The organism is Streptomyces sp. NPDC050164 (assembly GCF_044459945.1).
GTDB classification, from domain to species: Bacteria; Actinomycetota; Actinomycetes; order Streptomycetales; family Streptomycetaceae; genus Streptomyces; species Streptomyces coeruleorubidus_A.
In genome coordinates this window covers 103470-121114 of the sequence record NZ_JBITJK010000020.1, presented here as the reverse complement: position 1 = coordinate 121114, position 17645 = coordinate 103470, and the positions used below count along the sequence as shown (strand labels likewise).

Here is a 17645-nt window from a genome sequence, read left to right as displayed (position 1 = left end):
AGTCTCACACACTCCTCGCCGTCAGCAGTAGAGATTGCCGCCGGGTGACGTCCCGAGGATCTGCGTGAACCGCTGGTGGTTGTTCACACGGCTGTGCACCTGCGCCGGGTTCTTGCCGTCGCACTCCAGGGAGCCGTTGATGCTGCGGATGGTCTGGCCGAAGCCGGCGCCGTTCACCATGGCGTGGTGCGGGGTCATGGTGCCGGGGCCGGTCTGGGTGTTCCAGTACCACAGGGCCGTCTTCCAGGCGACGGCCGCGTCGTTCTGCACCAGCCAGGGGTTGTTCAGCAGGTCGATGCCGAGCGCGTCGCCCGCGGCCTTGTAGTTGAAGTTCCAGCTCAGCTGGATCGGGCCGCGCCCGTCGTAGGCGGCCTGGCCGGCCGGACAGCCGTAGGGCCGGCTCCAGTCGCAGTAGTGCGGGTAGTTGGCGGTGTTCTGCTCCACCACGTGCACCAGGCCGCCGGTCCGTGGCTGACGTTGGCGAGGAAGGCGGCGGCCTCCTGCTTCTTCACCGTGTCGCTGCCGGTGCCCGCGAAGCCGGGGTAGGCACTCAGGGCGGCGGTGAGACCGCTGTAGGTGTAGAAGGGATTCCGGTTCGGGAACATCTGGTTGAACTGCGCCTCGGTCACGACGAAGCGCGCGTTGCTTCCCGGCCACCCCAGTTGGGGTAGCTGGAGCACGCGGCGGCGGAGGCGCTGGCGGCCGGCAGGAGCACCGGCGCGGTGCCCGCGAGGGCGAGGGCGGCCAGGACGGCAAAGCCGCGGCGTCTCGACACGGGATCAACTCCTTTGCGGGACACGGCCGCACCCGTCGAGGGCAGGGCGGAGCAGAGCCTTCGCCGCACGCACCGGGAGGACCGGTCACGGCGTGGGCGCGGCCGTGGTGGGGGGGTCGAGGCACACTCAACCGCGTTGGTCTGTACCAGTCAAGGGTGTAGACCAGTCATCCACGCCCCGGGGTCACCCCGGGCTCACACGCGCGCCGGCCCCGCCAGCGTCGCGGCCAGCCGCTCCAGCAGGCACCGCAGCAGTTCGTCGTCACCGTCGCCGAGCGGGGGCCAGCCGGCGCGCACCGCGCGGTCGAGCCGCTGCCAGTACTCCTGGCCGCGGGGGGTGAGGTGGGCGAGGACGCGGCGGCGGTCGAACGGGTCGACCCGGCGGTGCACGAGGTTCTGGTCGACGAGCTGGTCGACCAGCTTGGTCAGCGTCCCAGGCGGCAGAAAGGCGGCCTCCGCGATCGCCGTCATGTGGTGCCCCTCGCCGTCGGACAGCAGCGCCAGCACCCGCCACGCGTCGAGCGAGCAGCCCTCGTCCTCCAGCACGGCCTGCAACCGCCGCGCCGCCAGCCGCTCGGCCCGCGTCAGCAGTTGCACCAGGTCGTCCGGCCGGCGCGGGGGTGGGGTGGGCATCCTGCTCCTAGTTCACGAGGTGCGTCCATCCTAGGAGACGCACTGGAGTTCGTCCGGCTGAGGCGGAATCATGACGCCATGTTCCGGCACGACCTCCCCGCGCCCGAGTGGTTCACGGCCGACGACTCCGTGCTCGGCGTGGCGCTCGTCTTCCCCCTGCAGGGGCCGGCCGGGATCTTCGGGCCCACCTGCGAGCTGTGCGCCCGGCTGGCAGCCGAGGAGGTCAACCGGGACGGCGGCGTGCTCGGCAGGGAGCTGCGGCTGGTGCCGGTCGACGGCTCGGGCCCGCCCGGCGAGGTCGCCGGCCACGTCGAGGCACTGGTGGACCTGGGCGTCGTACAAGGCGTCACGGGCTGGCACATCTCCTCGGTGCGCCAGGCGCTGGCGCCGCGGATCGCGCATCGCGTCCCGTACGTGTACACCGCGCTGTACGAGGGCGGTGAGGAGACGGCGGGCGTGTTCCTGACGAGCGAGACGCCGCGCGACCAACTGCGGCCCGCGATGGACCTGCTGGCGCACGAGCGCGGGGTGCGTCGGTGGTTCGTCGTCGGCAACGACTACGTGTGGCCGCGGCGTACGGCGCGGGCGGCCCGCGGGTACGCGCACCGGTCCGGCGGGTCCGTCGCCGGCGAGGTCTATCTCCCGCTCGACACCCACGACTTCGAGCCGGTGCTGCGCCGCATCGAGCGCTCGGACGCCGACGGGGTGCTGATGCTGCTCGTCGGCAGCGACGCGGTGCGCTTCAACCGGGCGTTCGCGGCGCACGGCCTGCCCGCCCAATGTCTGCGGCTGAGCACGCTGATGGACGAGAACATGCTGATGGCGAGCGGCCCGGCGGCCACCGAGGACCTCTACAGCACGGCGGGGTTCTTCGCCTCGCTGGCCAACCGGGACACCCTCGACTTCCACGGGCAGTACGCGGCCCGCTACGGCGTCGAGGCACCCGCCCTCGGCAGCCTCGGCGAGTCCTGCTACGAGGGCGTGCTGTTGCTGGCCGCGCTGCTGAAGCGGGCCGGGACGCTGGAGGTGTCGGCGATCGGCGCGGCGGCGGGCGCGGTGTCGTACGAGGGTCCGCGCGGACTGCTGCACCTGCGCGACAGCCATGTCCGCCAGCGCATCTACCTGGCCCGCGCCGATGGGCTCGACTTCGACGTGCTGACGGAACTGGACCTGCGCGGCACGCACCCTTGACGGTGCCGGCCGAACGACACACCCCGGGGTCGACACCCCAGGCCTCGCGAGCGCGAGAATTCCTCCCATGAGCTCCGCATCCCTCGCCTCCCCGCCCCACCCCCTCGTCACCCGCGCACGGCGGCTGGCGCACGATCTCCTCGTCCCGCACGCCGAGCGCGTCGACCAGGAGGGGGTGCCGGCGAGCCACATCGAGGCGGTGCGGCGGTCGGGCCTGCTCGGGCTGGGCGCGCCGGAGGAGTACGGCGGGGCGGACGCGCCCGCCGCCGTGGCGCGGGAAGTCGCGGAGATCCTGGCCGGGGCGTGCTGCTCCACATGGTTCGTGCAGACACAGCACCACACTCCGGTGAAGCTGCTCGCCGCTTCCGACTCACCGGTCCGGGAGAAGCTGCTGGGCCCGCTGGCGACCGGCGAGTCGCTGGCCGGCATCGCGTTCGCGCACGTCCGAGCCTTCCCCCGCGTGCCCGTGCGGGCCGTGCCCGAGCGGGGCGGCTGGCGCTTGGAGGGCACGGTGCCCTGGTACACGGGCTGGGGTCTGAACGACGTGATGCTGCTGGCGGGTGTGACGGACTCGGCCGAGGTGGTGTTCGTCGTCGCCGAGGCCCGCGAACAGCCAGGGATGCGTCCGTCGGCACCGATGCGGCTCGCGGCCCTCACCGCCGCCCGCACGGTCTCCCTGGAGCTGGACGGCCTGTGGGTGCCGCAGGACGCCGTCGTGCTGCGCACCTCGCAGGAGCAGTTCGCCCAGGTCGACCTGCCCAGGGCCGCCAACACCAGTCCGGCCGTGTTCGGGGTGGCGAGCGCGGCGCTGGACCTGGTGGCGGGCGCCCCGGACGGCCCGGAGCCGGCCCGGTCGCTACGGGCCCGGCTCGACGAGGTCCGGCGGGAGGCCTACGCCCTGGCCGACCACCCCGTCCCGCACGAGTGCGTCCCGGAACGGCTGGCACTGAAGACACGGGCCCACGACGTGCTGCGAGCCGCCACGACCGCGGCGATCGTGGCCGGGGGCGGCCGGTCCATGGCCCTGGACAGCCGGGCGCAGCGACTCGCACGCGAGGGGATGTTCCTGCTGGTGCAGGGCCAGACGGCCGAGGCACGCCGGACGCACCTCGGCGCGCTGGCGTCCGGTTAGCCGAGCCGCGGCAGCGCCGACGGTTTGCCCGTGCGGGAGGGGACCTTGCCGCAGAACTCCGCTTCGATCACGTTGATGTAGAGCGACGGGTCCGGGAGCCAGTCACCGTTGATGTTGAACGTCAGCTGGTGCTTCCCGTCCTGTGTGCCGACCATCGCGGACAGGGAGCCGTTCGTACGGCCGCTCTTGCCCACGACCTTCACGCCGCAGGACAGCTGCGCGAACTCGACTCCGAGTCCGTACCCGAGCCCGCCCCCCGCGGGGACCTCGTCGAGCATCTTTGCCATCTGCTTCGGCGGCAGCAACTCGCCCTTGATCAGAGCCCGTTGGAAGCGGTTAAGGTCGCCGCTGGTGGAGATGACATCACCGGCCGCGCCCAGCCAGGTCATGTTCTGTTCGGTGGCGTCATGGATCGGGGCGTCCGGGGCCTCCTGATGCAGCCGGGAGTAGCCGACGGGGTGGGGTTTCGGCATATGGGGTGACGTGCCGGGGAACGACGTGCCGCGCAGCTTCAGCGGCCGGATGATGCGGCGGGTGATCTCCTGCGCGTACGAGCGGCCCGTCGCCTTCTCGACGACCATCCCGGCGATGACGAAGTTGGTGTTCGAGTACACCGGCGTCGTCTCCGGGTCGGGCAGCGGCGGGTGCTTCAGCGCGATCGCCACGAGTTCCTCGGGCGCATGGGTGTCGTAGCGGTGCTCCGGGAAGCCGGGGCCCGCGGCGTCGTGGAGGAAGGCGGGGTCGTCGGTGTAGTTGGCGATGCCGCTGGTGTGGTTGAGGAGCTGCCGCAGAGTGATCTTGTCGCCGTCGTAGCCGTTTCCCCGCACCAGGCCCGGCAGCCACGACTCGACCGTGTCGTCCAGGCTCAGTCCGCCTTCGGCCTCCAGTTGGAGCAGGACGGTCGCGACGAAGGTCTTCGTGATGCTGGCCCCGCGGAAGTGGTCGCCGGGGGAACGCTCGCGCCCCGTGCCGGTGTCGGCGTAACCGGCCTGAGCGAACCAACTCCCCTTGCCGTCACGGACCTTGGCCGCCACTCCGGGCAGCCCGCCTCTCTCGACCAGATCGTGCAACGCGGTGCGGGTCGCCTCGTGGTCACGCTGCGACTGTGCCGCGTGTGCGGACGGGGCGAGCGCCGCCGCTGCGGCGGATAACGCCACGACCAGGCCGATTGAGACGGTGCGTGAAGCCCGCTGCTTCATGGATGTGTGCCTCCCCTTCACCGAGGGGCGGGACTTGCCCCTCGGTGCGGATGACGCCCAACGCGGGCTTCAAGGTTGATCGTTGGGGCGGGAGGCCCAGGGTCCTAGCTCGCGAACGGCGCGAGTACGGAGGGTTCGGTGGGCGTGGTGGAGGCGGTAGGCGCGGCCTCCTTGTCCGCGGGGTGCCGCCACAGCCCTTGTGCGGCCAGGCGCGGCAGCACGCCCTCGCCGAACCAGTACGCCTCCTCCAGGTGGGGGTAGCCGGAGAGGATGAACTCCTCGATACCGAGGGCGTGGTACTCCTTGATCCGCTCGGCGACCTCGTCATGGCTGCCGACCAGGGCGGTGCCGGCACCACCGCGCACCAGGCCGATCCCTGCCCACAGGTTGGGATGGATCTCCAGGCGGTCGCGCCGGCCGCCGTGCAGGGCGAGCATGCGCCGCTGCCCCTCGGACTCGCTGCGGGCGAGCCCGGCCTGCGCCGACGCCACGGTCTCCGGGTCGAATCCGTCCAGCAGTCGGTCCGCCTCGGCCCAGGCCTGCTCGGCGGTGTCACGGGTGATGACGTGCAGCCGGATGCCGAAGCGGAGGGTGCGGCCCTCGGCGGCGGCCAGGGAGCGGATCCGGTCGAGCTTCTCGGCGACCTGGGCGGGCGGCTCGCCCCAGGTGAGATAGACGTCGGCGTGCCGGGCGGCGATCTCACCGGCGATGGGCGAGGAGCCGCCGAAGTACACCTGGGGAACGGGGTCGGGCACGCGGGCGAGCGCCGCGCCTTGCACCCGGAGGTGCTCACCGTGCAGGTCGACGGTCCCGCCCTGCCACAACTCCTTTACGACGTGCAGGAATTCGCCGGTCCGGCGGTACCGGCTGTCCTTGTCGAGGAAGTCGCCGAAGGCACGCTGTTCCTGGTTCTCGCCACCGGTGACGACGTTGAGCAGGAGCCGTCCGCCGGTCTGCCGCTGGAAGGTGGAGGCCATCTGCGCCGCGAGGGTGGGCGAGATCAGTCCGGGCCGGAAGGCCACGAGGAACTTGAGGCGTTCGGTGTGCCGGCTGACCATCGCGGTGGTGAGCCACGCGTCCTCGCACCAGGCGCCGGTGGGCGTGAGGGCACCGGCGAAGCCCACCTCCTCGGCGGCGCGGGCGATCTGGCTCAGGTAGGCGACCGTCGGTGGCCGGTCCCGGCCGGATGCGGTGGCCGGGGTGCCGTGGCCGCCGCCGACGACATGGCGGCTGTCACCGTTGGTGGGCAGGAACCAGTGGAAGGTGAGGGACACGGGGATCTCCGATCGATGTGGAACGTTCGTCGGCGCGGCGGTTGACGGGTGTCAGCCCGCCACGGCCAGCAGCGGGGTGCGGCCGAGCGCCGCGGAGAACTGGTCGACGCCCTGGGTGAGCGCCTCGGTGGCGGCCGGCGTGACGGTCAGGGACCCGTCGTCGTGCACGGTGATGTCCTTGTCGAGGGTGAACCAGCCCTGCACTATGTGGGCCGCGCCCATGGAGGTGAGCACCGGGCGCAGGGCGTAGTCGATGGCCAGGACATGGGCGATGCTGCCGCCGGTGGCGAGCGGCAGCACGGTCTTGCCGGTGAGTGCGTACTGCGGGAGCAGGTCCAGCAGTGCTTTGAGGACACCGGAGTAGGACGCCTTGTAGACGGGGGTGCCGACGACGATCCCGTCGGCACGTGCGAACAGGTCGGTGGCCTCGACGATCGCGGGGTGCCGGAAGTCCGCGCCGAGCAGCGCCTCGGCGGGGATGGTGCGGACGTCGAGCGGGATCACGTCATGGCCCTGTGCGGCCAGCCGCTCGTCCAGGTGGCGCAGCAGTCGGCTGGTGCGGGAGGAGGCGAAGGGGCTGCCGGAGACGGACAGGACGGTGGCCATGGGGTCTCTTTCCGGGAGAGGGCGCGACTGCGCGTGGCAGCGCCGAATTCGGGGACGCCGCCTTCAACGGGCGTGACTGAGCGCCGAATTCAGGCGTGAGGGAAATGCACCGCGCATGACGTCCCGTCGGCGCGATGTTCGGCCGACGGCGAATACGGAGGTGGCAAGAAGCGGCGAGCCGGGAGACTCAGGCTGCGGCGCGACAGGAGGCGCTGGAGACGCGTGCGAGGTCGACGTGGCGTCGCCGCGTGAGGTCCAGTCGCATGATCATGCCATGGATCGTGGCAGTGGGAGACGACGGCCGTCAAGGAGATCGCGGCTCATCTCGCATCGCAGACCGGCGGAATTCGGGACCATGGATTTCCAGGCCGCGCATTTCGGGACCCTGGATTTCGGTCGTCGATGGCATTTCAGTCGTCGTCCGACGGAACCACCACGAGGAAGGCGTCCGACTCCAGGTCCATCACGACGGTGGCAGGCTCCCCCTCGGCACGACGGCGTGCCGCGTACTCCTCCGCCGGCCATGATCCGCGCGGAGCTCCCGCCGGGAACCGCTCCAACACCTTCGCGCCGATGGCCGCAGACACGTCCGCTGCCCTCCCCTGTCCCACGCCGCCTCCCGGCGACGCCGATCCGTCACTGTCGTACCCATCCGGTTGCCCCCGATCCCCCCGGACATGCGCGGCCCGGTAGGAGTTCACACGCCTACCACCTCTACACATAAAGGAGAAATAAGAGCAGAATGAACTTACGCGGCGCTTACCGCATATCCCACCAGACGCGGTCGCCCTGCAAGACGAAGGAGACGAATCATGGCCAACGTCTCACCCACCAGAGGTGACATAACCAGCCACCCTGATGCCTCCGAGATGCGGGATCGGTACGCCCGTGTGCTCGGTGATCGCGATGTGGCGCTCGTGGACGGACCGGTGTTCCTGCTCGGTCTGTACTGCGCGGCCTCCCCGTGGATACTCCACTACACGACCAGCCAGCCGCCGCTCGTGACACACAACCTGATCATGGGCATCGCGATCGGTCTGCTGGCGCTCGGGTTCACTCGCGCTCCGGAGCGTATGTACGGCCTGAGCTGGGCCATGTGCGCACTCGGGGTGTGGATGATCGTCTCGCCGTGGGTCGTCGGCGAAAGCCCGGACACCGGCGTCGTGTGGAACAACATCATCATCGGTGCACTGGCCGTGATTCTGGGTCTGGTGTGCGCCGGCACGGCGGCGAAAGCCTCCAAGAGGCCCTAGACCCACCGGAAGGAAACCGAAGGCCGGTCCGCGCCCCGGACCGGCCCCTTCATGTGCGCACCGGCGTGTCCCGGCCGTCAGGGGGCACACGCACTACAGCGGGGGTCCTGAAAGAAGGGGCGGAGATGGAGATCGACGGCATCATCAGTGCCATCGTGATCGGCATCGTCATCGGCGTCCTGGGCCGGCTCGTGGTCCCGGGCCGTCAGCGGATCGGAATCCTGTGGACGATCCTCGTCGGCATCATCGCCGCGTTGGTCGGCTCCGCGATCGCCACCGCGTTCGACGTCGCCGACACCAAGGGCGTCGACTGGGTGGAGTGGCTCATCCAGATCGGCCTCGCAGCGCTCGGCGTCGCCGCGCTGGACCGCTCGAAAGCACGCCGCTGACGGCGTAGGACGGCTGCAGCTTCACGACGGCGACAGCACGGCGTGGCAACAGCACGTGTGCGGTACAAGGAGACACCTGGCACCCGGCGCGCCGTGGCCCGGCGGCCCGGCACGCCGGAGCCGGACGTCTCCCGGCATCAGCGGCCCGCCGACCGCATGGCGGCGAGGCCCTCACGGCTGGACGGGTACAGCGGCGTCCAGCCCAGCTCTCCTTCCGCCTTGGCGCAGGACACCACCAGCCGTGACGACATCACCGTGTGCGCGTACGACATGGGCTTCATCAGCCACAGCGGTACGGTCATCGGCTTCGGCAGTGCGAACGCCCCGGCCACGCTCTCGACGTGGGCGCGGAAGCCGAGCGGGGTGCGGTCGGCGATGTTGTACGCCTGGCCGGGCCGGCCGCGTTCCACGGCGGCGACCACCGCGCGGGCCGCGTCGGTGAGCTCCACCCACGGCAGCACCCGGCCGCGGTCGGCGGGCATGGGCAGTTGCCGTCTGCGCAGCAGGGGCAGCAGGGCGTCGGTGCCGCCGGGGCCGTAGAACAGGCCGAAGCGGAGCGCGATGCCCTCCAGCGCCTCGGTCTCGAAGGCGAGCCGTTCCTTGGTCCGCATGGCCGCGATGTGCCGCTCCAGCTGCGGGGTCCTGCCGCGCGGGCCGAAGGGGTCGTCCTCGGTGAGCGGGCGGTCGCCGTGGTCCCCGTAGCCGTAGCCGAAGACCATCGACTCCACGACGAAGCGGCGGGCACCGGTGACGCGGGCGGCTTCGGCGAGGTGGGCCGTGCCCTCGGTGCGCAGCGCGTCGGTGGCGAACATGTCGCGGTCGCGCATGGGGGGCCTGCGCAGGGCGGTCGCGGCGTGGATCACGGTGTCGAAGTGGTGTCCGTCGACGGCGCGCAGCAGCGCGTCACGGTCCATGAGGTCCGCGCGGATGCCGTTGTCCGCGCTCCGGCCGAGTCCGGTGACCTTGTGGCCCGCCTCGGTCAGGGCGCGGGTGACGTGCCGGCCGAGGACGCCGCTCGCGCCGGCGAGGAGGATGCTCTGGTTCTTGCGGATCGTCGTCATGACCATGCGACGGATGGAACGGGCGTGGATGTGACATGCGGGCGGCCCTGGATGTGGCGTCCGGGCGGGGACGGCCGGCCGGCTAGGGCGTGTACACGTACGGCGTCGTCGTGGTCAGCGGGGTGAAGCCCAGGCGCTCCAGGATGGGGCGGCTCTGGCTGGAGGCGTCGACCTGGAGGTAGCGGCAGCCGCGTGCCGCGGCAGCGTGGGCGCGGTGGGCCACCAGGGCGCGGTAGATGCCGCGGCCGCGCCAGCCCTCGACGGTGCCTCCGCCCCACAGTCCGGCGAACTGCGTACCGGGCACGAATTCCATGCGGGCCGCGCTCACCGGCTCGCGGCCTGCCATCGCCACGACGGCGACTACCGAGTCCGGGTCGGCCGAGAGGCGGGCGAGGAGCTGGTCGCGCAGCCGGGAGCTGTCCGCGCCGAACGCCTTCTCGTGGACGTCGGCCACGAGATCCACGCCCGTCGGGTCGGTGACCGGCTCCACGCGGACGCCCTCCGGCAGTTCGGCGTCGAGAGCAAGCTCGCCGGCCTCGCCGATCATCAGCGTCTCCGCGGGCTCGGGCGTGAACCCGGCCGCGCGCAGCCGCTGCCCGAGGTCCGCCGGCCGGTCGTGTTCGTACAGCTTCCACTCGAAGTCCAGGCCGAGCCCGGTGTAGTGGGCGATCTGCTCGGCGATCGCCGCGTCCGCCGCCGTCTCGTCGAGGGCGGACCACAGGACGCCGTTCCAGCCCGGCGCGGCGGCGACCTGGCGCACCACCTCACCGGTCCGCTCGACGCGGGCGCCGGGACCGTCCGGCGGCGCCCCCTGGCGCAGCTCACGGTCGTACAAGGCGAGCAGCGCGGTGTGATCCACATGAGTCATGGGCACACTTCAGCACGCGCCGGGTGGCCGGGCAACGCGTTTCCGGTGCGGCCGTGCGCCCCGGCGGCCGTACAGTCCCGTCGATCACGTCGTCACCAGGAAGGGCCCGCCACCATGGTCGTGAAGGACACGGAATTGCCGTACCTGCGCCGCTGCGTGGAGCTCGCGGCCGAGGCGCTCGGGGCCGGGGACGAGCCGTTCGGTTCGGTCCTGGTCGGCGGGGACGGCACGGTCCTCGGCGAGGACCACAACCGGGTGGCCTCGGGCGATCGCACCCGGCACCCCGAGTTCGAGCTGGCGCGCTGGTCGACGGGCCGTCTCACGCCCGGGGAGCGGGCGGCGGCCACGGTCTACACCTCCGGCGAGCACTGCCCGATGTGTGCGGCCGCACACGCCTGGGTCGGTCTGGGACGCATCGTCTACGTCGCCTCGTCCGAACAACTCGCATCATGGCTGAGCGAGTTGGGGGTCCCCGCGCCACCGGTGCGGACACTCCCCGTCCACGAGGTCGCACCGGGTGTGGTTGTGGACGGTCCGGTGCCCGAACTGACGGAACGGGTGAGGGAGTTGCACGTGCGGTTCCATCGGGGACGCGACTGAGACACCCGGGCGGCCCCGGCCCGTCAGGCAGACCCTGTTCGCCCGGGCTCGCAGGGCCGGCCGCCCGAGATGCAGGGCCGCGCCGGCGAACCTACGATCGAATTCAACGAACCAGGCTCACGCCTCGGTCTCCCTGACGGGGGGAGGCGCATGTCCTTGCTGTCAGCACGTCGGCTGATGGCCGCCCACATCGCCCTCGTCACGGTCGCCACAATCGTGTACATGACGGCCCCGGCCGCGGCTCCCGCCCTGTGGGCCGCCATCGGGCTCGCCGGCGTCGTCGCCGTGGTGACCGGCATCCGTGTCCACCGGCCCGCCCATCAGTGGCCCTGGTGGTTCCTGGCCGGCGGACTGCTCACCTTCATCACGGGCGACACGTACTACAACGTGATGGAGGAGTACTTCGACGCCTCCAACCCGTTCCCCTCCCCCGCCGACGCCTGCTATCTCGCCACCTACCCGCTCTTCGCGATCGGACTGTCGGGGCTCGTCCGGCACCGGTGGGCCGACCGCGACCTGCCGAGCCTGCTCGACGCGCTGATCATCACCGCGGGCCTCGCGCTGCCCGTGTGGGTGTACCTGGTGCAGCCGCTGACGGTGGTGGAAGGACTGACCTGGCAGCAGCGCGCCATCAGCATCGCCTATCCCCTCGGCGACGTCCTCGTGCTGGCCCTGCTGGCCCGGCTGCTGACCCCGAGTCCCGTCGACGGGCCCAACCGTGCCGTGCGGCTGCTGGTCGTCGGCACGGTGACACTGCTCGGCTTCGACATCGCGTACGGGCTCCTGCAACTGAACGACCTGTGGCAGACGGGCACCCTGCTGGACCTCGGTTGGATCGCCTTCTACACCGCCTGGGGCCTGGCCGCTCTGCACCCCTCGATGCTCGCGCTGACCGCGTCCGTGCCGCAGCGCGAGTCCCTGCTGCCGCCGCCGCGCCGGCTGGTCGTGCTCGCCGTGGCCACGCTCATCGCGCCGGGGATCCTGCTGTACGAGGGGCTGAGCAACCAGACGCGGGACGCCGCCGTGATCGCGGCCTTCTCGAGCGTGCTGTTCCTGCTGGTGATCCTGCGGCTGGCGGGGATGGTCGTGGCCCACCGCCACGCGGTGACGCGGGAGCTCGCGCTGCGCGGGGCCGCCGCCTCGCTGGTCTCGGCCTTCCACCAGAAGGAGATCGACCAGTCCTGCCGTACGGCGGTCGACCGGCTGATGGGGCCGGACGTACCGCACGGGACCATGCTGCTGCCGAGGGAGGGCGCGGCGGACCTCGGCGCGCAGGGCACCCACCTGGTGAGCCCGGACGCCCTCGATCCGGCCGTCGCCGCCGAACTGGACGGCCTGCCCTCCGTCCTGGTCTGCCCCATGACCCAGCCCGACCGTCCGGCCGGGACCGTCCCGGGTGTCCTGCTGGTCGCCGCCCCCGAGCGGCAGCTCACCGAGACCTGGGGCTCGCTGGAGATCCTGGCGTCGCACGCGGGCCTGGCCATGGAACGGGTCACGCTGCGCCAGGAGGTCTTCCGGCGGGAGAGCGAGGAGTACTTCCGCACCCTCGTCCGCAACGCCTCGGACGTCATCCTGATCCTGGAGGACGACGACACGATCCGGTACGCCAGTCCGTCCGCGCGGAACGTGTTCGGCACCGACGACCTCGTCGGCGTCTCGCTGCCGCTGCTGGTGGATCCCGGGGACCGGGAGCGGGCCGCGCGGGAGCTGGCCGCCGTACGGGAGAGGGGGGCACGGGCCGGACACGACCACTGGTGGGTGCGGCGCCGTGAAGGGCGTGTCGAGGTGGAGGTGCGGTGCAGCGACTTCCGGGACGAGCGGACCGTGTCCGGCCTGGTGGTGACGCTGCGGGACGTGACCGAGCAGCGGCGGCTGGAGCAGGAGCTGACGCAGCGGGCCTTCCACGACTCGCTGACCGGTCTGCCCAACCGGACGCTGCTGCTGGAGCGGATCGAACGCGCCTTGCTGCGCGGCCGCCGCGAGTCGTCCCTGACCTGTCTGCTCTACATCGACCTGGACGACTTCAAGCTGGTCAACGACACGATGGGACACCGGGTCGGCGACCATCTGCTGATCGCCGTAGGCAACCGGCTGTCGCGGGCGCTGCGGCGCACCGACACCGCGGCCCGGCTCGGCGGGGACGAGTTCGCGGTGCTGATGGAGGACGCCAAGCAGCCGCTCGACGCCGAGCTGCTGGCGGCTCAGGTGATCCAGACGCTGGGCCGGACGTTCGACCTGGCCGACGAGTCGGTGACGGTGTCCGCCAGCGTGGGCGTGGCCACCGCGCGCGACAGCACGGACGCGGAGGACCTGCTGGGCCACGCCGACCTCGCGCTGTACGCCGCGAAGGCGGCGGGCAAGCGGCAGTGGCGCCGCTTCAAGCCCCTCCTGCGCAGCCGCATGGTGGAGCGGCACGACCTCCAGGCCCAGCTGGTCCAGGCGGTCGCCGACAAGACGTTCGCGCTGCGTTACCAGCCTGTCGTGGACATCACCGGAGGCGAGGTCGTCGGGTTCGAGGCCCTGGTCCGCTGGCCGCACGAGCAGCGGCCGCCCGTCACGCCGGACCAGTTCATCAGTCTGGCGGAGGAGACCGGGCAGATCGCCCCGCTGGGGTCGTGGGTGCTGGAGAACGCGGTCAGCGACATCGCGGGGCTGCAACGGCTGCCGGGCCCGGCCCGTCCGCCCTACGTCAGTGTGAACGTCTCCGCGCGCCAGTTCCGAGACGCCGGGTTCGTCGAGCAGGTCGGCCAGGCGCTGAGCACGCCGGGGCTGGAGCCCGGGTCGCTGCAACTGGAGCTGACGGAGACGGTGCTGCTGCACCGCGACGACCGCCTCCAGACGGTGCTGCACACGCTCAAGGAACTCGGGGTGAACATCGCGGTCGACGACTTCGGCACCGGCTTCTCCTCGCTGCGCCATCTGCGGGACTTCCCCATCGACGTACTGAAGATCGACAAGTCGTTCATCGACGACATCGCCCACGACGCCCAGCAGGTCGCCCTGGTCGAGGGCATCGTGCGGATCGCCGACACCCTTGGCCTCGAGGTCATCGCGGAGGGCATCGAGGACACCGCGCAGCGGGACCTGCTGGCCGCGATGGGCTGCCGGTTCGGACAGGGATACCTCTTCGCCCGGCCCCTGACGGTGGAGCAGAGCGCGCACGTGCTGCGGGAGCCGAGCACCCACCCCTTCGCGCCGCCCCGGGCGCGGCGGCCGCGTCTCGACGCCGCCCGGGGACGCCGGGAGGCGCGCTGGGCGGACCTGGAGCATCTGCGGCGCACCAGCCCCATGAGCGACGCGGTCCTCGACGAGGTGCGCGGTCGGCACATCCGCAGCGGCGACCACTGGCTGATCGACTTCGCGTCCTGCAACTACCTGGGTTTCGACTGGGACCCGGAGATCATGGATGCCGTCGATCCCGTGGTACGCCAGTGGGGCACGCACCCGAGCTGGTCGCGGCTGCTGGGCAGTCCGCGGCTGTACCCCGACATCGAGGAGCGGCTCGCCGCGCTGCTGGGTGCGCCGGACACGCTGCTGCTGCCCACGCTGACGCTGATACACGCCTCGGTGATCCCGGCGCTGGCCGAGGACGGGCACGTCTTCGTGGAGGCGACCGCGCACCGGACGGTCTACGACGGCTGCGTGGCGGCCCGTTCCCGGGGCGCCACCCTGCACCGTTTCCACGCCGAGCGCCTCGACGAGCTGCGTGCCCTGCTGTCGAGGGTGCCGCCGGGCACGCCCCGGCTGGTGTGCCTGGACGGCGTCAACAGCATGAGCGGCAACATCCCCGACCTGCCCGCGCTGGCCGCGGTGTGCCGGGCCGAAGGAGCGACGCTGTACGTCGACGACGCGCACGGCTTCGGCGTGATCGGGGAACGCGGGCCGGGCGAGTCCTGCCCGTACGGCATGCGGGGCAACTGCGTGGTGCGGCACACCGGGGAGTCGTACGACGGGATCGTGCTCGTGGCCGGTTTCTCCAAGGCGTACTCGTCGCTGCTCGCGTTCCTGGCGCTGCCGTCGGAGCTCAAGAACCGCCTCAAGACCGCCGCGGGCCCCTATCTCTACTCGGGGCCGTCCCCGACGGCGTCGCTGGCCACCGCGCTGGCCGGGCTGGACGTCAACGAGCGGCGGGGCGACGCCATCCGAGCCGACCTGTACCGCAAGGCGGTCCGGGTGCTTGATCACCTGGAGGGCCTCGGGGTGAGCACCCTCAACACGGACCGGCTGCCCATCGTGGAGGTTCCGCTGGCGAACCCCGCGGACCTGGACGCGGTCGCCGCGTACCTGTGGGAGGAGGGCATCTACGTGACGCTCGCCGGCTATCCGCTCGTGCCCCGCGACCGGGTGGGCTTTCGCATCCAGCTCACGGCGCTCAATTCCGACGACGACATCGACCGCCTGAACGGGACCCTGACCCGGCTGTCCGAGCGTTTCCCGCTGCGGCTGAAGGGCTAGACGGCCATGACGACGCACAACGACGACGTGGACTGGGACCGCTGGCCGGTCGCCGACTACCTCCGCGAGAACTACCGCGAGGTGCATCCCTCGGACGCGGCCGTCATCGCGCACCACAGCACCTTCTACCGCCGCTTCCGGCCGGGCGCCATCGCCCGCTCGGTGGAGTTCGGGGCGGGCCCCAACCTCTACCCGCTGATCCTCGCGTCCGCCGCGAGCCGCCGGATCGACGCCGTGGAGGCGGGTGCGAGCAACGTCGCCTACCTCCAGGAGCAGATCTGTCACCGCCTGGACGCGAGCTGGCTCCCCTTCCACGCGCTGTGCCGACGGCTCAACCCGGACGTGCCGGCGACCCTGGCCGGGGCGCTGGCGCATGTGAACGTCGTCCACGCCGACGTCCGGACCCTGCCACCCGGCTCGTACGAACTCGCCTCCATGCACTTCGTCGCCGAGGGCGCCACGGAGGACTTCGCCGAGTTCGCCGACTTCTGCCGCACCTTCGTCCGCAGCGTCGAGCCGGGCGGCCACCTGGTCGCCGCGTTCATGGAGAACATGCCGACGTACCGCATCGGCCCGGCCTCCCGCTGGCCGGGCTGCCCGGTCGACCCGGCAACCGTGACCGAGGTCTTCGCCCCTCTGACCCGCAACCTGGACGTGACCCACATCGACTCGGACCCGACCCTGCCGGACTACGGCGAGTCCGGGATGGTGCTGCTGACGGGGGTGGCGGAGGCGGTCTGAGGGCACCGGTCCGGCCGTCGCCGACGGTCACCGGCGACCGACCGGGGTCTGGTGCGGCTGCGGCTGCGGGACGAGGGGGCGGGGTTTCGCCGTCGACCGCGACCGTGCGGAGCCGAGGCTCCGCCACCCACGGGCTGCCGCTCAAGGGCGAACCGGAGCGCCGACGACGTCCGCTGCGATGCGGCACCCCTAGGGGGTGTCCGCAAAGTCCCGTCGTCCGCCCGGTGCGGCGAGAGGGCGTGCCGGGCGTCGCGGGGCAGGCGGGACTTGGCGGACACCCCCTAGGGCACCGGGGCGCTGCCCCGACCGACCGCAGCCCCACCAGCGGCGCCGTCCGGCGCGGGCACGGGGGACGGCGCGGCTTCCGGCACGGCCACGGTGTCACGTGGCGGCCGCCCGATGGGACACGCGGGCTCCGCTGCACCAATCGCAGCACGGTCGCCGTGGAATCCGGTGAGTGAGGCCGCGAGGGCTCCGTCCTTCGGGACCGGGCGGCAGGACCTCGGCGTCGGGGCCCTCCGGAGCCCCGCCGGCAGGCCGGTCGAGCCCTGGTCCGCAGGGCCGTCGGTACCCCGGCCGTGGTCGCCCTCCCCTGACGAGCCCGGCGAACACGGCGAGCCGGCTCCGGAAGCCGCTGAGCGGAACGCCGCAAGCCGCCTCCTCAGCCCTCCGCCCCCGGGCGGAACCGCCGGCGCAGGACCACTCCCCCGGCCACCAGCACCGCGCTCGCCGCGACCGCCTGGAGGGTGTGGTCCGTGCCCGTGTGGGCCAGGGCGCCGGTGGCGCGTGGGGCGGTGTGCGGGGCCGGTTCTGGGGCGGGCTGAGGCCGAGGCGGGGTGGGCGGCTTCGGGGCCGTCGGCTTGGGTGGGTGGTCGGGGCGGACCGGGCGGTCGCCCGGGGTGTTCGAGGACTCGTTGCCGGTCGACGCGTTGCCGATGCCGACCACGTTCACGGAGTTGCCGGTGACATTGACCGGCAGGTCGACGGGCAGCTGCACGCCATTGCCGGAGACCACGCCCGGTGAATCCTTTCCGCTGCCTTCCGCGACCGCGCCGCCGGGCTTGCCGGCCCGTCCGTCGTCCTTGTTCGCGCAGCTGTTGCCCGCGGCGGGATTGAGGAGCCCCACCACGTTCACGGTGTTCCCGCACACGTTCACCGGGACGTGCACCGGCAGCTGGACGGTGTTGCCGGAGACCACCCCGGGCGAACCGGCCGCCGAGCCGTCCGCCCCGGAACCGGCGTACGCGGGGACGGTCAGGGCCATCGCGCCGGAGGCGGCGGCGACGGCGATCACACCGTTTCGGGTAACCCGTTTCATAGGTTCCCTGCCTTCCAGACATCGTCGCGGGCACTCACCCGCACGAGATAAAACGCGGACGGCCGATCCGAGTTATGGCTTATCGGCCTTTCACTCCATCGAGCGGCCCGGTTGTCGAACTAGCGGTAAAGCCCTTTTACGCGACGCGGC

At 71.9% G+C, this 17645-nt stretch carries 16 protein-coding genes and 1 pseudogene; 7 read left to right on the top strand and 10 right to left on the bottom strand.

Annotation, left to right across the window (positions count from 1 at the left end):
• Nucleotides 1-21: 21 nt before the first annotated feature.
• Both ACIBNA_RS25285 and ACIBNA_RS25280 read right to left on the bottom strand, forming a co-directional pair.
• Nucleotides 22-775: pseudogene (locus ACIBNA_RS25285) on the bottom strand (chitinase).
• 195 nt (nt 776-970) lie between these two features.
• A complete protein-coding gene (locus tag ACIBNA_RS25280) occupies nt 971-1408 on the bottom strand; it encodes a MarR family winged helix-turn-helix transcriptional regulator (RefSeq protein ID WP_399167398.1) in 438 nt (145 codons plus the stop codon).
• 78 nt (nt 1409-1486) lie between these two features.
• On the opposite strand from ACIBNA_RS25280, the gene ACIBNA_RS25275 reads away from it, so the two are divergent.
• Both ACIBNA_RS25275 and ACIBNA_RS25270 read left to right on the top strand, forming a co-directional pair.
• Complete coding sequence (locus ACIBNA_RS25275) at nt 1487-2599, top strand: substrate-binding domain-containing protein (RefSeq protein ID WP_399167397.1); 1113 nt, start codon at nt 1487-1489, stop codon at nt 2597-2599.
• Nucleotides 2600-2666: 67 nt separating this feature from the next.
• The gene (locus ACIBNA_RS25270) at nt 2667-3731 is read left to right on the top strand and encodes an acyl-CoA dehydrogenase family protein (RefSeq protein WP_399167396.1); all 1065 of its coding nucleotides are present in this window, start codon (nt 2667-2669) and stop codon (nt 3729-3731) included.
• Here the strand turns inward: ACIBNA_RS25270 and ACIBNA_RS25265 are convergent.
• The 5 genes from ACIBNA_RS25265 to ACIBNA_RS25245 form a co-directional block, all read right to left on the bottom strand.
• Complete coding sequence (locus tag ACIBNA_RS25265) at nt 3728-4930, bottom strand: serine hydrolase domain-containing protein (protein ID WP_399167395.1); 1203 nt, start codon at nt 4928-4930, stop codon at nt 3728-3730. The genes ACIBNA_RS25270 and ACIBNA_RS25265 overlap by 4 nt on opposite strands.
• A 104-nt stretch (nt 4931-5034) precedes the next feature.
• A complete protein-coding gene (locus tag ACIBNA_RS25260; protein ID WP_399167394.1) occupies nt 5035-6204 on the bottom strand; it encodes an LLM class flavin-dependent oxidoreductase in 1170 nt (389 codons plus the stop codon).
• A 51-nt stretch (nt 6205-6255) separates the two neighbouring features.
• Nucleotides 6256-6810 carry an NADPH-dependent FMN reductase gene (gene ssuE / locus ACIBNA_RS25255; protein ID WP_399167393.1) on the bottom strand — a complete coding sequence of 185 codons (555 nt, stop codon included), beginning with the start codon at nt 6808-6810 and terminating at the stop codon, nt 6256-6258.
• 187 nt (nt 6811-6997) lie between these two features.
• The gene (locus ACIBNA_RS25250; RefSeq protein WP_351405193.1) at nt 6998-7075 is read right to left on the bottom strand and encodes a putative leader peptide; all 78 of its coding nucleotides are present in this window, start codon (nt 7073-7075) and stop codon (nt 6998-7000) included.
• A 145-nt stretch (nt 7076-7220) separates the two neighbouring features.
• On the bottom strand, nt 7221-7397 hold the full coding sequence (locus ACIBNA_RS25245; protein WP_167537249.1) for a hypothetical protein: 177 nt from the start codon (nt 7395-7397) through the stop codon (nt 7221-7223).
• A 225-nt stretch (nt 7398-7622) separates the two neighbouring features.
• Here ACIBNA_RS25245 and ACIBNA_RS25240 point away from each other — a divergent pair, with 225 nt between their 5' ends.
• Nucleotides 7623-8063, top strand: a complete 441-nt coding sequence (locus tag ACIBNA_RS25240) for an SPW repeat protein (RefSeq protein WP_274813781.1) — start codon at nt 7623-7625, stop codon at nt 8061-8063.
• A gap of 125 nt (nt 8064-8188) precedes the next feature.
• Entirely contained in the window at nt 8189-8452 is a 264-nt protein-coding gene (locus tag ACIBNA_RS25235) for a GlsB/YeaQ/YmgE family stress response membrane protein (protein ID WP_399167392.1), read from the top strand.
• A gap of 137 nt (nt 8453-8589) precedes the next feature.
• Here the strand turns inward: ACIBNA_RS25235 and ACIBNA_RS25230 are convergent, their stop codons facing one another.
• Nucleotides 8590-9513 carry an NAD-dependent epimerase/dehydratase family protein gene (locus tag ACIBNA_RS25230; RefSeq protein WP_399167436.1) on the bottom strand — a complete coding sequence of 308 codons (924 nt, stop codon included), beginning with the start codon at nt 9511-9513 and terminating at the stop codon, nt 8590-8592.
• Between the two features lie 82 nt (nt 9514-9595).
• A complete protein-coding gene (locus tag ACIBNA_RS25225; RefSeq protein WP_399167435.1) occupies nt 9596-10372 on the bottom strand; it encodes a GNAT family N-acetyltransferase in 777 nt (258 codons plus the stop codon).
• 123 nt (nt 10373-10495) lie between these two features.
• Between ACIBNA_RS25225 and ACIBNA_RS25220 the strand changes: the two genes are divergently transcribed.
• The 3 genes from ACIBNA_RS25220 (at nt 10496) to ACIBNA_RS25210 (ending at nt 16177) form a co-directional block, all read left to right on the top strand.
• A complete protein-coding gene (locus ACIBNA_RS25220) occupies nt 10496-10981 on the top strand; it encodes a nucleoside deaminase (protein ID WP_399167391.1) in 486 nt (161 codons plus the stop codon).
• A gap of 177 nt (nt 10982-11158) precedes the next feature.
• Nucleotides 11159-15436 (top strand): aminotransferase class I/II-fold pyridoxal phosphate-dependent enzyme, encoded by a 4278-nt coding sequence (locus ACIBNA_RS25215; RefSeq protein WP_399167434.1) that lies wholly within the window; start codon nt 11159-11161, stop codon nt 15434-15436.
• 6 nt (nt 15437-15442) lie between these two features.
• Nucleotides 15443-16177 carry a class I SAM-dependent methyltransferase gene (locus ACIBNA_RS25210; protein WP_399167390.1) on the top strand — a complete coding sequence of 245 codons (735 nt, stop codon included), beginning with the start codon at nt 15443-15445 and terminating at the stop codon, nt 16175-16177.
• 661 nt (nt 16178-16838) lie between these two features.
• Here the strand turns inward: ACIBNA_RS25210 and ACIBNA_RS25205 are convergent.
• Nucleotides 16839-17495, bottom strand: coding sequence for a chaplin (locus ACIBNA_RS25205; protein ID WP_399167389.1), 657 nt, complete (start codon nt 17493-17495; stop codon nt 16839-16841).
• Nucleotides 17496-17645 lie beyond the last annotated feature (150 nt).

Bases quoted from the DNA above. Each gene is read 5' to 3' on its own strand.
- ACIBNA_RS25280 (WP_399167398.1), bottom strand. From the start codon at position 1,408: ATGCCCACCCCACCCCCGCGCCGGCCGGACGACCTGGTGCAACTGCTG.
- ACIBNA_RS25275 (WP_399167397.1), top strand. From the start codon at position 1,487: ATGTTCCGGCACGACCTCCCCGCGCCCGAGTGGTTCACGGCCGACGAC.
- ACIBNA_RS25270 (WP_399167396.1), top strand. From the start codon at position 2,667: ATGAGCTCCGCATCCCTCGCCTCCCCGCCCCACCCCCTCGTCACCCGC.
- ACIBNA_RS25265 (WP_399167395.1), bottom strand. From the start codon at position 4,930: ATGAAGCAGCGGGCTTCACGCACCGTCTCAATCGGCCTGGTCGTGGCG.
- ssuE (WP_399167393.1), bottom strand. From the start codon at position 6,810: ATGGCCACCGTCCTGTCCGTCTCCGGCAGCCCCTTCGCCTCCTCCCGC.
- ACIBNA_RS25250 (WP_351405193.1), bottom strand. From the start codon at position 7,075: ATGCGACTGGACCTCACGCGGCGACGCCACGTCGACCTCGCACGCGTC.
- ACIBNA_RS25240 (WP_274813781.1), top strand. From the start codon at position 7,623: ATGGCCAACGTCTCACCCACCAGAGGTGACATAACCAGCCACCCTGAT.
- ACIBNA_RS25235 (WP_399167392.1), top strand. From the start codon at position 8,189: ATGGAGATCGACGGCATCATCAGTGCCATCGTGATCGGCATCGTCATC.
- ACIBNA_RS25230 (WP_399167436.1), bottom strand. From the start codon at position 9,513: ATGACGACGATCCGCAAGAACCAGAGCATCCTCCTCGCCGGCGCGAGC.
- ACIBNA_RS25220 (WP_399167391.1), top strand. From the start codon at position 10,496: ATGGTCGTGAAGGACACGGAATTGCCGTACCTGCGCCGCTGCGTGGAG.
- ACIBNA_RS25215 (WP_399167434.1), top strand. From the start codon at position 11,159: ATGGCCGCCCACATCGCCCTCGTCACGGTCGCCACAATCGTGTACATG.
- ACIBNA_RS25210 (WP_399167390.1), top strand. From the start codon at position 15,443: ATGACGACGCACAACGACGACGTGGACTGGGACCGCTGGCCGGTCGCC.
- ACIBNA_RS25205 (WP_399167389.1), bottom strand. From the start codon at position 17,495: ATGAAACGGGTTACCCGAAACGGTGTGATCGCCGTCGCCGCCGCCTCC.